Annotated in this window: 10 protein-coding genes and 2 tRNA genes; 7 read left to right on the forward strand and 5 right to left on the reverse strand. The window is 69.7% G+C overall.

Annotated features, from left to right (window positions below; translation table 11 throughout):
- Window positions 1-128 precede the first annotated feature (128 nt).
- Together ACYVD1_RS30920 and ACYVD1_RS30925 are read left to right on the forward strand one after the other, a co-directional pair.
- Window positions 129-1,454: a glycoside hydrolase family 18 protein gene (locus ACYVD1_RS30920; RefSeq protein ID WP_460778026.1), complete on the forward strand. Its 1,326-nt coding sequence runs from the start codon at window positions 129-131 to the stop codon at window positions 1,452-1,454.
- A 110-nt stretch (window positions 1,455-1,564) separates the two neighbouring features.
- Window positions 1,565-4,507, forward strand: a complete 2,943-nt coding sequence (locus ACYVD1_RS30925; RefSeq protein WP_460778027.1) for an FAD-binding and (Fe-S)-binding domain-containing protein — start codon at window positions 1,565-1,567, stop codon at window positions 4,505-4,507.
- A 154-nt stretch (window positions 4,508-4,661) separates the two neighbouring features.
- On the opposite strand, the gene ACYVD1_RS30930 is transcribed toward ACYVD1_RS30925, so the two are convergent.
- Both ACYVD1_RS30930 and ACYVD1_RS30935 read right to left on the reverse strand, forming a co-directional pair.
- Entirely contained in the window at window positions 4,662-5,204 is a 543-nt protein-coding gene (locus tag ACYVD1_RS30930) for a hypothetical protein (RefSeq protein WP_460778028.1), read from the reverse strand.
- 2 nt (window positions 5,205-5,206) lie between these two features.
- Window positions 5,207-5,539, reverse strand: a complete 333-nt coding sequence (locus ACYVD1_RS30935; RefSeq protein WP_460778029.1) for a hypothetical protein — start codon at window positions 5,537-5,539, stop codon at window positions 5,207-5,209.
- Window positions 5,540-5,705: 166 nt separating this feature from the next.
- Between ACYVD1_RS30935 and ACYVD1_RS30940 the strand changes: the two genes are divergently transcribed.
- Window positions 5,706-5,778 (forward strand) — tRNA-Asn (locus ACYVD1_RS30940).
- A gap of 269 nt (window positions 5,779-6,047) precedes the next feature.
- Window positions 6,048-6,120: transfer RNA gene (locus ACYVD1_RS30945), tRNA-Asn, on the forward strand.
- A gap of 171 nt (window positions 6,121-6,291) precedes the next feature.
- Here the strand turns inward: ACYVD1_RS30945 and ACYVD1_RS30950 are convergent.
- Window positions 6,292-7,179 (reverse strand): SAM-dependent methyltransferase, encoded by an 888-nt coding sequence (locus tag ACYVD1_RS30950; RefSeq protein WP_460778030.1) that lies wholly within the window; start codon window positions 7,177-7,179, stop codon window positions 6,292-6,294.
- A gap of 693 nt (window positions 7,180-7,872) precedes the next feature.
- On the opposite strand from ACYVD1_RS30950, the gene ACYVD1_RS30955 reads away from it, so the two are divergent.
- On the forward strand, window positions 7,873-8,613 hold the full coding sequence (locus ACYVD1_RS30955) for a RibD family protein (protein WP_460778031.1): 741 nt from the start codon (window positions 7,873-7,875) through the stop codon (window positions 8,611-8,613).
- The gene (locus ACYVD1_RS30960) at window positions 8,610-9,098 is read left to right on the forward strand and encodes a cytidine/deoxycytidylate deaminase family protein (protein WP_460778032.1); all 489 of its coding nucleotides are present in this window, start codon (window positions 8,610-8,612) and stop codon (window positions 9,096-9,098) included. Before ACYVD1_RS30955 ends, ACYVD1_RS30960 begins: the two co-directional genes overlap by 4 nt.
- Before the next feature lie 52 nt (window positions 9,099-9,150).
- Here the strand turns inward: ACYVD1_RS30960 and ACYVD1_RS30965 are convergent, their stop codons facing one another.
- Both ACYVD1_RS30965 and ACYVD1_RS30970 read right to left on the reverse strand, forming a co-directional pair.
- Window positions 9,151-11,667: a DEAD/DEAH box helicase gene (locus ACYVD1_RS30965; protein ID WP_460778033.1), complete on the reverse strand. Its 2,517-nt coding sequence runs from the start codon at window positions 11,665-11,667 to the stop codon at window positions 9,151-9,153.
- 154 nt (window positions 11,668-11,821) lie between these two features.
- Window positions 11,822-12,514, reverse strand: coding sequence for a GAF and ANTAR domain-containing protein (locus ACYVD1_RS30970; protein WP_460778034.1), 693 nt, complete (start codon window positions 12,512-12,514; stop codon window positions 11,822-11,824).
- 241 nt (window positions 12,515-12,755) lie between these two features.
- Between ACYVD1_RS30970 and ACYVD1_RS30975 the strand changes: the two genes are divergently transcribed.
- Window positions 12,756-13,565 carry a sigma-70 family RNA polymerase sigma factor gene (locus ACYVD1_RS30975; RefSeq protein WP_460778035.1) on the forward strand — a complete coding sequence of 270 codons (810 nt, stop codon included), beginning with the start codon at window positions 12,756-12,758 and terminating at the stop codon, window positions 13,563-13,565.
- Window positions 13,566-14,094 lie beyond the last annotated feature (529 nt).

Consider the following 14,094-nt stretch of genomic DNA (forward strand, 5'->3'; position numbering starts at 1 on the left):
GAGTGCTGGTGAGGCCCCAATAACGTATGGGTAGCCACTCGGGTTCCCTGACGTCCGGAAACGGCCTGATGTGGCCGACATGGGACGAACACCCGGTCCGGACGCGGTGCTGCCCCTACGGTCGAGGTGTGAACCCCAATCCGACCTCGCCGAAGCCCAAGACATCCTTCGGGCGGCGTCCGATGCTGGTCTTGGGCGCGGCCGCCGTCGCCATCGTGCTGCTCGTGGGCACCTTCGCGATCATCAACCGGAGCGAACCCGAACGCATCGGGTACTTCGCCGACTGGAACGTGGCCAACCGCAGCTACACCATCAACGAACTGCGGGCCAGCGGTGCCCCCGCCGACCTCACCAGACTCATGTGGGCCTTCGGTGACATCAACACGGACGGGCTCTGCCACATCCCCGAGGACAGCCACGACCAGCCCTGGGAGCTGTACCAGCGGCGCTACGACGCCGACGAGAGCGTCAGTGGCGAGGCCGACGAGTACGAGCAGGAACTGGCGGGCAGCCTCAACCAGCTGCGCATGCTCCGCGAGGAGTACTCCGACATGGGCGCCAGCCTCTCCCTGGGAGGGTGGAACTGGTCGGTGAACTTCTCCACCGCGGCCCGTACCGAGGAGTCCCGCGAAGAGTTCGTGGCCTCCTGCCTGGACCTGTGGCTCCGAGGTGACCTGCCGGTCCGCGGCGACGAACCCCAAGGCGGGGAGGGTTCGGCCGCGGGTGTCTTCGACGGTATCGACCTGGACTGGGAGTGGCCGGGCGGGGAGGGGCTCGAGGAGAACATCGAGCACCCCGACGACCCGGAGAACTTCACCCTGCTGGTCGCCGAGTTCCGCCGCCAGATGGACGAGCTCTCCAGCGAGACCGGGGACGACTACGTCCTGTCCGTCTCACTGCCCGGGGGCGCGTCGCTCACCGAGGCCTACGAGCCGGAGATCTTCGACCACGCCGACTTCGCCACCGTGCAGGGGTACGACTTCGCCGGCCCCTGGAACGAGCGCACCACGCACCACTCGAACCTTCACCGGCCCGAGTACAACGAGGATGCCAACAGCGTCAACCAGGCCGTTCAGCGCTACCTCGACCTGGGCGCGGAGCCGGAGCAGCTGGTGATGGGCATCCCCGGCTTCGGCCGCGGCTGGCAGGGTGTCCCCGCCGAGGACTCCGGCCGCGACCAGGAGGCCGACGGCCCGGCCGAGGACGACTACGACGGCCCCACCCGGACCTTCGCCGAGCTCGAGGAGATGGACGGCCGCCGCTTCCTGGACGAGGACTCGGGTTCGTACTGGGTCTACGACGGTGACGAGTGGTGGACCTACGACAATCCCGAGGTGATCGCCCTCAAGGGCGAGTACGTCCAGGACCACGACTTGGCCGGGATGATGGTCTGGAACCTCGACATGGACCCCAACGGCGACTTGATCCGCGCCATGCGGGAGTCCCTCGACTAAGCCTGCTCAGGGCGGGCGGACCGCGCCGCGATCGGACCCGGCCCAGAGCGGGGCGACCGCGCCGCGCGCCGTGGTTGCCACGCCGCCACCGGCCGCGACACGCTGTGGTCATGGCCGACCCGCACAGCACCACCACACGCCCGGACCTCACCGCGCTCCACCGGGACCTGGAGGACAGCGTCCAAGGGACCGTCGCCCTCGACGCGGGCACGCTCGCCCTGTACACCTCCGACGCCTCGAACTACCGTCGAATCCCGCTCGCGGTGGTCATTCCCGAAACCGTCGACGACTGCGTCGCCGCCGTCCGCGCCTGCGCGGCGCACGGGGTCCCGATCGTCCCCCGCGGCGGCGGCACCTCCATCGCCGGGAACTCCATCGGCACCGGCGTGGTCATCGACACCTCCCGCCACCTGCGCGCCGTGGAGCACATCGACCCGGCGGCCCGTACCGCCACCGTCCAGCCCGGCGTCATCCTCGACGACCTGCGCGCGGCCACCGCCGAGCACGGGCTCACCTTCGCCCCTGACCCCTCCACCCACAGCCGCTGCACCATCGGCGGCATGATCGGCAACAACGCCTGCGGCTCCCACTCGGTCGCCTGGGGCACCACCGCCGACAACATCGTCTCCCTGGACCTGCTCCTGTCCGACGGCACACGGATCACCGTGGGGTCGGGGCACACCGCCGAGGAGTTCGCCGAACTGGCCGCCCGCCCCGGCCGTGAGGGCCAGATCCACGCCGCCCTGAGCCGCCTCGTGGAGACCCACCGCGCCGAGATGCGCACGTCCATGCCGGAGTTCCGGCGGCGCGTCTCCGGCTACGCCCTGGACCGCCTGCTCCCGGAGAAGGGGCGCGACGTCGCCGCCGCCCTCGTGGGCACGGAGGGCACCTGCGCCCTCGTTCTCGGCGCCACGGTCCGGCTGGTCGAGTCACCGCCCGCCCGCGCCCTTGCGGTGCTCGGCTACGAGGACGCGCCTGCCGCCGCCGACGCCGTGCCCGGCCTGTTGAGCCACTCCCCGCTCACCGTCGAGGGCATCAACGACCGCATCGTCGCCGCGCTGGACCGGCACGGGTCCAAGTCACGGGTGCCCCTGCCGCTCGGCGGTGCTTGGCTGCTGGTGGAGATCGCCGGCCAGGACATGGACGAGGCGGCCGCGGCGGCCCAGGCGATGATCGACGCCCTGGACGCCGACAGCCGCCCCAGGGACACCTCCGTGGTGACCGACCCGGCACACCAGAAGGCGCTCTGGCGCATCCGGGAGGAGGGGGCCGGGCTCACCTCCCGGTCACCCACCGGCGCCGAGGCCTGGTCGGGGTGGGAGGACGCCGCGGTGCCGCCCGAGAACCTCGGTGCCTACCTGCGCGACTTCGAGGACCTCATGGCCCGGCACGACCGTTACGGGGTGGTCTACGGCCACTTCGGCGACGGCTGCCTGCACGTGCGCATCGACTTCGAGCTCACACACGAGGCCGGCCGCCGCGAGTACCGCGCCTTCATGGAGGAGGCCGCCGGGATCGTGGTCCGGCACGGCGGCTCCCTCTCCGGTGAGCACGGTGACGGGCAGGCGCGTTCCGAACTCCTCTCGCGTATGTACCCCGAGGGCCTGATCCGCGCGTTCGGCGAGTTCAAGCGGGTCTGGGACCCCGACAACCTGATGAACCCCGGCATCATCGTCGACCCGCTGCCGCTGGACGCCGACATCCGCGTGGCCGACGAACTGCGCACCGAGAACCCGCGCACCGAGCTCCCGCTGGTCTCGGACGTCACCATGGCCTACCCGGAGGACGACGGCGACTTCGCCAAGGCCCTGCGCCGCTGTTCGGGTGTGGGCAAGTGCCGCCGCCAGAGCGGGCCGGGCGTGATGTGCCCCAGCTACCAGGTCACCCAGGAGGAGAAGCACTCCACACGGGGCCGGGCCCACCTGCTGTTCGAGATGGCCAACGGCGATGTCATCACCGACGGCTGGCGCTCCGAGGAGGTGCGCGAGTCACTGGACCTGTGCCTGTCCTGCAAGGGCTGCCTGAGCGACTGCCCCGTCAACGTGGACATGGCCTCGTACAAAGCCGAGTTCCTGCACCAGCACTACAAGGGGCGGGTGCGCCCGGCCGCGCACTACTCGATGGGTTGGCTGCCGGTGCTGGCCCGCCTGGCTGCCGCGGCCCCCGTGGAGGCCAACCGGGTGGTCCGGCTGCCCGGGGTGTCCTCCCTGGCCAAGCGCGCGGCCGGAGTGGCGGCCGAGCGCGACCTGCCCGCCTTCGCACGCACCACGTTCACCCGCGCCTTCCGGCGCCGCCTGGCCCGCGGTGAGGGGCGCGCCGGCGGAGCCAAGGTGGTGCTGTGGCCGGATACCTTCGGCAACCTGCTCAACCCGAACGTCCTGGTCTCGGCCGTGCGCGTGCTCGAGGACGCGGGCTTCTCCGTGGTGCTGCCCAAGGGGCAGGTCTGCTGCGGGCTCACCTGGGTCTCCACCGGGCAGCTGGACGTGGCCCGCGCGGTGATGCGCCGATCGGTGGCCGCCCTAGCGCCCCTGGTGTCCCAGGGGCTGCCGGTGGTGGGCCTGGAGCCGAGCTGCACGGCGGCGCTCAAGCACGACCTGCTGGAGCTTCTGCCGGGGGAGCAGAGCGAGAGGGTGGCGGCGGCCGTGCACACGTTCGCCGGCTTCCTCAACGAATACGCTCCGGACTGGCAACCGCCGCACGTCTCGGCGTCGGCGCTGGCCCAGGTGCACTGCCACCAGCACGCCGTGATGGGCTTCGACGCCGACCGGGAGCTGATCGCCCGAGCCGGGATCGACGGCGAGGTGCTGGACTCGGGCTGCTGCGGCCTGGCGGGGGACTTCGGTTTCACGGAGGGGCACTACGAGGTGTCGCAGGCGATCGGCGAGCGCGAACTGCTGCCGAGGGTGCGCGCCGTCGGCGAGGACACCCTGGTCCTCGCCGACGGTTACAGCTGCCGCACCCAGATCGAGCAGGGGGCGGGGCGCAAGGCCCTGCACCTGGCCGAGGCGCTCGCTCTGGGCTTGGACAAGCGGGTCAGGGCCGCGCGCGGCTGAGCGCTGTCCACAGGGTCCGCACCCGGGACTGGCGCCACGGCCCGTCCCGGGTTGACTCGATACCGGGGGAGCGTCCGTACCCGCCCGCTCCGTGCTGCCCGCCGGGCCCAGCCACCCGCCCGGTGGACGGGCACCCCCCGTACTCCTCTGGCGCTCAGACGCCCATCTGCTCGTTGAGGAGGGCCAGGGCTCGGGAGACGGCGTCGGAGAGGCGCGGGTCGTCCGGGTCCAGTCCCTCTCCCAGGTGCACGCGCCAGTCGATCTCGGTGCCCAGCGGGGGGCGCCGGGCGACCAACCGGAAGCCGGTGGCGGAATCGGTGGAGGGGAAGGGCACGAAGCGGTTGACCAGAATGGTGGAGGTGACCCGCTCGGCGACGGTCTCGGCCATGCGCCGGTAGTCCACGGGCGCACCGGTCTGGTCGGTGCGCAGGCGTACCGTGTGCTCCCCGAACCCTTCCTCGGTGAACGTGAACGTGTCGGGGCTCCAGCGGGCCTGGTCGATGTCCTGCCAGGGCACGGCGCGCCCGTCGGCCAGGTACAGGGTTCGGGTGGTGGCCACCATAAGGGTGCCCTCGGGGGTGTCGTTAGGGGTGCCGCTCCCGGCCGGTTCGGCGACGGCCGCGTGTGCGAGCACGCGCTCGCCCTGTTCCAGCCGGGAACGCACTTGCTCGGGGATGCCCCGACCGAACAGCGCCATCGTCAGACGTCCCGCCCTTGGTCGGGGTCGTTTGCCGGCCGGGTGCCGTTGGCCAGGCTGACCTCCCACTCGATGAGTTCGGCCTCTTCGTCGGTGGGACGGGCGAGGAAGTCGCGCACGGACGTGACGGGCATCGTGGCTACGGCCTTGTCGTAGACGGCCCGGCCGGCCTTGCTGGTCTGGGCGCCGACGACCCCGGCCACTTCCTGTACCAAGGGGCTGTCGGCCACCTTGCGGGCGGTGCGGGAGAGCTGTTCGTAGCGGGCCCTGCCCGCCTTGGCTCCCAGGACGTATCCGATGGCGAGTCCTGCGGCGAACGTGATCCGGTAGCGCATGGTCCCTGTCCCTCTTTACGGCCTTGGTGACGGTCGGAGTGCTCCGTGCCCCGACGTTACCCTGTCGTGGTTGCGGTCACACGAGCCGACACTGGTCACGAGCACTCTCCAAGCGCGCTATTCTGGTGGTGTCGCCGAGGCCGGGATCCGGTTTCGGAGGGCGCGATCTCGCGTAGCTCAATCGGCAGAGCAGCCGGCTGTTAACCGGCAGGTTACTGGTTCGAGTCCAGTCGCGAGAGCGGGGAGTGGGCCCGTCGGAGTATTCCGGCGGGCCTTCGTCGTCTCCGGGGTGCACTGTGTGGCTACCGGTGAGCTGTCGAGGGCATTCGGGGCCTGTTCAGGCGCAGGACGCCCCTGACAGGGCTCTGCCGGTGCCGGGGTGAGGACGCGAACAGGGTGAGGTGGCGTACAAGGCCGAGCCCGGAGCGAAAACGAGTCGCGAGCACCCCTGGGGAGGCGCTATTCTGGTGGTGTCGCCGAGGCCGGGATCCGGTTTCGGAGGGCGCGATCTCGCGTAGCTCAATCGGCAGAGCAGCCGGCTGTTAACCGGCAGGTTACTGGTTCGAGTCCAGTCGCGAGAGCGGGGAGTGGGCCCGTCGGAGTATTCCGGCGGGCCTTCGTCGTCTCCGGGATGTGCCGCGTCGTTCCCGGAACCCGCAAGGGCCCCGGGCCGCTGCGGGCGGTGCCGGGGCGACCCTCGCCCGCTGCCGGGCCCTGGGGCTCCAACGCGGGTACGAGGGTGGCGGGCGGATTCAGATCCGGCCCACGCCGCCGATGATCAGCTGTCGGTTGCGGTGCGGCATCTGGTAGCTGCCCGGGACGGGTGGGGCCACCGGCATGGTCCGCCATTTCTGGGCCCGGAGCAGCCCCGGGGGTACCGCTTCCCAGCCGTCGAAGAAGGCGGTGATCTCCTGCTCTGTCCGCCAGTATCCGTGTCCCAGCTTCTCCGTGAACAGGCGTTGGAGCCGCTCCGCCCGGAGCGCGTCCTTGGAGTGCCGCCCGGGGTCGGGTCGGCAGTAGTGGCTGAGGACCATGTGGCTGCCAGGCGCAAGGGCGTCGCGCAGGACCGCGATGTTCCGTGCTGCCGCCGCCGCGTCCGAGGTGTGTGAGACGACGCCGGTGAGGATCAGGCCGATCGGCCGGTCCAGGTCGAGGAGTTTGTTGCTCTCGGGATCGTGCAGCAGTCGGGACGTGTGGTCCAGCCCGGCGGATATGGCGGTGGTCGTCCGACCGTCGCGGATCAGGGCGAGGTGGTGGGCGAGCACCACGGGGTCGTCGCTCGCGTAGACGACACGGGCGTCGGGGTGGCTCTCGTGGGCGATCTCGTGCGGGTCACCGGGCATGGGCAGGCCAGCACCCACTTGGAGGAACTGCTGGATTCCCAGGTCCGCGGAGAGGTGTCGTACGGCGCGCTGGAGGAAGGCGCGCTCGCCCAGGACGATGTCGACGAAGCCCGGGGCCTCACGCTCGGCCAGGGTGGCCAGCTCTCTGTCCACGGCGAAGTGGTCCTTCCCCTTGAGGTGGAAGGAGTGGACCCGCTCGATGCTGGCTCTGGCCAGATTGACGGGCGGCGGGGGTTTGGCCCTGACGTGTTTGTCCCCCGCCTGCCTCAGGAAATCGGGGGAGGTGAAACGAGACATCGCCGTCCTCTTGTCTGAGGTGGGGAAGTGCGGTCGACTCCCAGATTGCCGGATCGTCCCCGAGGGGATCGCGTCAAAGGATTCTATTCCGCGTTGGTCCGCTTGTTAACCGGGTCCAGGATACAGGTAGTAAAAATCGGCGGACGGGGTTGCACGACGTTGCTTCGGGTTGCCCGGCGTGGCCCGTGAAGGTGGGTGTGCTGTGCGTTAGGTCGGCCTTGAGTCGACTAGTGCTTATACGCCTAATGTCCATTATGCGAGGAATGGGGTCAAGGCTGCCCGTGCGGGGTCGCCGCCCGGGGCCTGTGCCGGAGATTGCGGGCTTCACCGGGGATTCGGCCCGGAGGGCACCGGAGGTCCACGGGGGAGCCGGGGCCGGGCGGAACCGTGCGGAAGGGTTCGGGTGGGGCCCATCCGAAGAGCCCGGGTCGTTGGCCCTGAACGTTTCGGGGCCCCCGAAAGGTCGGCCGCGCTATTGGGAAAATGAGTGGCCAATTCCGGCAACGAACCCGCTGCCAGCGAAAACCCGTGGGGAGACGGTGGGAACATTCGTTTCGGCGGTACTTGGGGCGGCACTCGGGGCTTTGCTGAAGTGCGGGGAAAAGCTCCCGCCAGGAGGGGAACGGCCGGGAGGCAACACTCGCCTCGCGCGGCCTCGGCCACCGGGCGGGCGCGCGCCGTTAGCCTTGGGGCATGGACCGTCCCTACACCATCCTGAGCTGCGCGATGTCGGTCGACGGGCGCATCGACGACACCAGCCCCGAACGCCTCCGCCTGTCCAACGAGGCCGATTTCGCCGAGATCGACGAGCTGCGCGCCGGATGTGACGCGATCCTGGTCGGGGCGGGCACCCTCCGTGCCGACAACCCCCGACTCCTCGTGCGCTCGCCGGTCCTGCGCGAACGCCGCCGTGAGCAGGGGCGCCCCGAGAACCTGCTCAAGGCAGTGGTCACCCGGGGCGGTGACATCGACCCCGGGGCGCGCTTCTTCACCACCGGCGATGCCGGGGCGGTCGTGTACACGGGCGGTACGGGGGTGGCCACCGCCAACCGACGCCTGTCCGAGTACCCGGAATCCGGTCCGTCCACCGAGGTCGTCGACGCGGGGGAGCCGCCCACGGCGAAGGCGATCCTGGCCGACCTCGCCGACAGGGGCGTCACCCGGCTCCTGGTCGAGGGCGGCGGGCACATCCACACCCTGTTCCTCACCTCGGGGCTCGTCGACGAACTCCGGCTGGCCGTCGCGCCGTTCTTTGTGGGTGACGATGACGCCCCGCGCTTCGTCATGCCGGGTGCCTACCCCTTCACCTCGGACGTTCCCATGCGCCTGATGGAGGCGCGTGCCCTGGACGGAGTGGCCGTACTGCGGTACTGCCTCGCTTCGGGGCGGTCCGGGAAGCGTGGAGGGTCCGGGGAACCGGGGGATCGGCGTTGAGAGAGGAGACCGGGGCGTACGGCGGACCCGCACCCTCAGAGGGCACCGCCGACGCATACTGGCTGGAGCGCACTGTGGAGCTCTCCCGCTCCTGCCCGCCCTCGGACACGGCCTTCTCCGTGGGCGCCGTCGTGGTCTCCGCCGAGGGCCGCGTCCTGGGTGAGGGCTACTCGCGTCGCGACGACCCGCACGACCACGCCGAAGAGGTCGCCCTGCGCGGAACCGACCCCGACGACCCGCGGCTCGCCGGGGCGACAATGTACACGTCCCTGGAACCGTGCAGCGCCCGTGCCTCGCGCCCCCGTTCCTGCAGTGCGCTCATCCTGACCACGCCGATCCCGCGCGTGGTCCTCGCCTGGCGCGAGCCGGCCCTGTTCGTCGACTGCGACGGTGCCGAACGCCTGGCCGAGGACGGTCGCATCGTGGTCGAGCGCCCCGACCTCGCGGCGGGGGTCCGGGAGGTCAACGCGCACCTGCTCGCCTGAGCGAGGTCGACGGCCGGCCCCGTGGAAGTTCGGCGGGGCCGGCGCGGTCGACCTAGAGGCGGTTCACGTCGGTGACGTGGATGACTGCGCGGCCTTCGGCGTTGGATGCGGCCAGGTCCACTTCGGCGCTGATGCCCCAGTCGTGGTCCTCGTCCGGGTCGGCGAGGATCTGGCGGACCCGCCAGAAGTCCTTCTCTTCCTCGATGAGGAGCATCTTCGGGCTTCGGGCGTCCGGGCCGATGCCGATCTCGTCGTGCTCGGCGTAGTACGCCTCGACCGCCTCGGCCCACTCCTCGCCGGTCCACTCGTCGTCCTCGGACAGCTTGCCCAAGTCGCCGTAGCGGCGGCGGGCGGCCAGTTCCACGCGGCGGAAGAGCTCGTTGCGGACGAGGACGCGGAAGGCGCGGGAGTTCGCGGTGACGGGGCGTACCGTCTCCTCGACGTCGCCGGTCTCGCCCTCGGCCTCCTCCTCGGGGTTGGTGAGCTGCTCCCACTCGTCCAGCAGGCTGGAGTCGACCTGGCGCACCAGCTCGCCCAGCCACTCGATGAGGTCACGCAGTTCCTCGGTCTTGGCGTCGTCGGGCACCGTCTGGTTGAGCGCCTTGTAGGCGCTGGCCAGGTAGCGCAGCACCAGTCCTTCGGAGCGGGCCAGCTCGTAGTAGCCCACGTACTCGACGAAGTTCATCGCGCGCTCGTACATGTCGCGGGCGATGGTCTTGGGCCGCAGCGGGTGGTCGCCCACCCACGGATGCCCGCGGCGGTAGACCTCGTAGGCGTGGTCGAGGAGTTCCTCCAACGGCTTGGGGTACTCGATCTCCTCGAGCCGCTCCATGCGCTCCTCGTACTCGATACCGTCCATCTTCATCTGCTGGACGGCCTCGCCCCGGGCCTTGTTGAGCTGGGCGCCGAGGATCTGGCGCGGGTCGTCCAGGGTGGACTCCACGACCGTGAGCACGTCCAGCGGGTAGGTCGGCGACTCCGCGTCCAACAGCTCCAGGGCGGCCAGCGCGAACGTGGACAGCGGCTGGTTGAGCGCGAAATCGGCTTGCAGGTCCACGGTCAGCCGGGCGGTGCGGCCCTGGTCGTCGGGTTCCGGCAGGGTCTCCACGATCCCGCCGTCCAACAGCGACCGGTAGATGGCGATCGCCTCGTGGATGTGGCGGCGCTGCGTCTTGCGGTCGTCGTGGTTCTCGGTGAGCAGGTGCTTCATGGCGGTGAAGCAGTTGCCGGGGCGGCCGATCACGCTCAGCAGCATCGCGTTGCTCACCCGGAAGCGGGAGTTGAGCGGCTCCGGGTCGGAGTCGATGAGCTTGCGGAAAGTGGCGTCGTCCCAGGCCACGAAACCGTCGGGGGCTTTCTTACGCACCACCTTGCGGCGCTTCTTGGTGTCGTCGCCCGCCTTGGCCAGGGCCTTCTCGTTCTCGATCACGTGCTCGGGTGCCTGGGCGACCACGTTGCCGACCGTGTCGAAGCCCGCGCGTCCGGCGCGTCCGGCGATCTGGTGGAACTCACGCGCGCGCAGCCTGCGTACCCGGACCCCGTCGTACTTGCTCAGCGCCGTGAACAGCACGGTGCGGATGGGCACGTTCACGCCCACGCCGAGGGTGTCCGTACCGCAGATGACCTTGAGAAGCCCGGCCTGCGCCAGTCGTTCGACCAAGCGGCGGTACTTGGGCAGCATCCCGGCGTGGTGGACGCCGATGCCGTGCCGAACGTACCGGGACAGGTTGCGGCCGAACTTCGTGGTGAAGCGGAAGTTGCCGATCTCCTCGGCGATCTTCGCCTTCTCCTCCTTGGTGCACATGTTGATGCTCGTCAACGACTGTGCGCGCTCCACGGCCTGCGCCTGGGTGAAGTGCACGATGTACACGGGCGCGTCGCCGTTGCCGAGGAGCTCCTCGAGGGTCTCGTGCAACGGCGTGGCCCGGTAGTCGTAGTAGAGGGGGACAGGGCGCTCAGCGGAGGCGACGACCGCGGTCGACCGTCCGGTGCGCTTCTCCAGGTCCTCCTCGAACCGGCTGACGTCGCCGAGGGTGGCCGACATCAGCAGGAACTGCGCCTGCGGCATCTCCAGCAGGGGCACCTGCCACGCCCACCCGCGGTCGGGTTCGGCGTAGAAGTGGAACTCGTCCATGACGACGGTGTTGATGTCGGCATCCTTGCCCTCGGCCAGGGCGATCTGGGCGAGGACTTCGGCCGTGCAGCACACGATGGGCGCATCGGCGTTGACGCTGGCGTCACCGGTCATCATGCCGACGTTCTCGGTGCCGAAGATCTTGCACAGGTCGAAGAACTTCTCCGACACGAGCGCCTTGATGGGCGCGGTGTAGAACGCGCACTCGTCCCGCGCCAGGGCGCCGAACAGCGCGCCGGTGGCGACCAGGCTCTTGCCGGAACCGGTGGGGGTGCTGAGGATGACGTTCGAACCGGAGGCGACCTCGATGAGGGCCTCCTCCTGGTGCGGGTAGAGGGTGAGGCCCCGATCCTCGGCCCACAAAGCGAACGCCTCGAAGAGGGAGTCGGGTTCTGGTTCGGCCGGAAGTACATCGATGAGACTCACGGTCTCCATACTGCCCGCTCTCCGACCCACTTCGGGACATGGCGGGGTATCGGACCCCTCACCGGCCCCACCCGGCGAACGACCGACCGCCTGAATGCGCGCTCGTCCGGCACTCCGGCGCTCAATGCGCGCAGGGAGCGGTGTCCGGGCTGGCGCATCAGGTTCACTTCGTCGGGAAGTCACCTGTGCGTGCGATTTCCTCCGCGAGGTCGCGCACCTTGGTGTTCAGGTTCTGGGAGGCCTTGGCCAGCAGAGAGAAGGCCTCCTGACTGCCGACCTTGTACCGCTCCATGAGGATCCCGGTCGCCTCGCCGATCCGCTCGCGCGTGCGGATCGCGCCGCGCAGGTTCTCCTCGTTCCGGGCGCTGGCCAGGGCCACGGCGGCGTGCGCGGCGAGCAGCTCGCCGAACCGGGCCGAGGCCGGATCGAAGGCCTTGACCTCCGTCGAGTAGAGGTTCATCCCGCCCAACACCTCGCGCCGGGTGAACAGCTGCACCGACATCATGCTCCGCATACCCAGGTCGGCGACGCTCGCCATGAAGCGGGGCCACCGGGTCTCCATCGTCGTGTCGTCGACGAAGTAGACGTCGCGGTCATGGATGGCTTCCAGGCAGGGGCCCTCGCCCAACGAGTACTGGAGCCGGTCGGCCTCTTCGACGACGGCGTGCGTCGCGGCCGGGGTGGACACATCGCCTTGCCCGTGCAGAACGGAGATCCCCGCGAACTCGCATCCCCGTATCTCGCCGACGGCCAGTTCGGCGATCTCCTCCAGGGTCGACTGGACAGAACCTTGGTCCAGGAGATCGCGGGCGAAGGCCGCGAAGGCTCCGGGCAGGTCCTCGGGTGAATGAGCCACAACGGGTCCTCCTCGCCCCTCAGCGCTACCACTCAGCGGTCGAAGTTCGTACTGTGACCGGGATGGGCTCTTATAGTCTCCCACCGACCCGGCCCAGGCAACGGGTTCTCCCGCACGACTCTCGCACCGCAGGCCCCAGTTTCACGTCGGCCGATGCGGGTATGTCGGCAAACAGTCCGACAGCGTGGCTTCCCCGTACACTTCCCGCGCCTCGCGGCAGGGAAGGTCCAGGAGGACCGCTGTGGACTTTTTCGCTGAGACCTCCGTACTCCCCTCCATGTCGGACCACCGAGTGAACCAGGAGGCCGAGCGGCTGCTCGCCACCTTGCACAACCTGCCCGACGACGAGGAGAACGCCCAGGATCTGCGTGACCGGATCGCGCACCTGCACTACAGGATCGTGATCAGAGAGGCCGGGCGCTACCGCAATCGGGGCGTCGACGCCGAGGAACTGCGCCAGGTCGCGGCAGTCGGCCTGATGAAGGCCATCAACGGGTTCGACCCCCACCGCGGCAAGAGGTTCCTGTCCTATCTGCTGCCCACCGTGACCGGGGAGCTCAAGCGCCATTTCCGGGACAACCTGTGGGCGGTCCATGTCGCCCGGGTCCACCGCGACCGGCGCAGCGAACTCAACCGGTTCGTCACCGAGTTCACCCAGGACCACGCCAGGCCGCCGAGCCAGACGGAGGTCGGTGAACACTTCGGACTCGGCCCCCGCGACACCGGCGAGCTCATCAACGCCGCTTCCGCCTACTCCGCCCTGTCCCTGGACAGCCCGCAGGGCGCCGACAGCGAAGGTGAGGACGGCCCCCTGGGCAACTCGTTCGGCGCCCCCGACCGTGAACTGGAGAGCGTGGTCGACCGCACCGCGCTCCGCAACGCCCTCACACTTCTGCCCGAGGTCCAGCGGCGCGTCCTGCTCCTGAGCTTTTTCGAGGAGTGGCCGCAGACCCGCATCGCCGCCCAGTTGGGCTGTTCGCAGATGCAGGTCTCACGCCTGATTCGGGCCGGTCTGGCCGAGCTGCGCGCGGAGCTGGTCCCGGACGACTGACCCGAACCGCCGCGGCGGGCCCCTGAGGGGCGCGGAGTGTCGACGACCGCGTTCAAAGGCGACGGCCGACGGGGTGTCGGTACACTCCGTCGGCCGCTCGTGATCGGGACTCGGTACTAGGGCATGTTCGGCGGACACTTACCCTGCTGCGTGTCGCCCCAGCGGCACTTGCACTGCGCATCTCTCAGTCGACAGCCGAACCCGGGCGGGCCCCCGCTGTGCGATGCTGCCGAGCTTGCGAGGCAGTGCACAGCAGGGGAACTCCTTCTTCGGCTTTGTGCAGGCACCACTGGATACGCCCGCCCGTCGCCCGCCACCACCCTCAACGGACGCCTACGGCGCAGCACCTTCTCGACGGGCAGCATCCACCGAACACGCCCTAGTGTCCTGAGTCGTTAAATTGCCTAGTGCAGCGATTCATAAGTCCTTCGACTGTGTGATGGTTACCTTCCGTGATCGTCAGGCGGCCTGGAGGTAGGTGTCCTGGCGTGCCCGCTCGTGCTGATGGCGGGCCAGGTAACGAGCGTGC

It is taken from the genome of Nocardiopsis nanhaiensis (assembly GCF_054778635.1).

Bases quoted from the DNA above. Each gene is read 5' to 3' on its own strand.
- ACYVD1_RS30955 (WP_460778031.1), top strand. From the start codon at position 7,873: ATGGACCGTCCCTACACCATCCTGAGCTGCGCGATGTCGGTCGACGGG.
- ACYVD1_RS30965 (WP_460778033.1), bottom strand. From the start codon at position 11,667: ATGGAGACCGTGAGTCTCATCGATGTACTTCCGGCCGAACCAGAACCC.
- ACYVD1_RS30925 (WP_460778027.1), top strand. From the start codon at position 1,565: ATGGCCGACCCGCACAGCACCACCACACGCCCGGACCTCACCGCGCTC.
- ACYVD1_RS30935 (WP_460778029.1), bottom strand. From the start codon at position 5,539: ATGCGCTACCGGATCACGTTCGCCGCAGGACTCGCCATCGGATACGTC.
- ACYVD1_RS30950 (WP_460778030.1), bottom strand. From the start codon at position 7,179: ATGTCTCGTTTCACCTCCCCCGATTTCCTGAGGCAGGCGGGGGACAAA.
- ACYVD1_RS30930 (WP_460778028.1), bottom strand. From the start codon at position 5,204: ATGGCGCTGTTCGGTCGGGGCATCCCCGAGCAAGTGCGTTCCCGGCTG.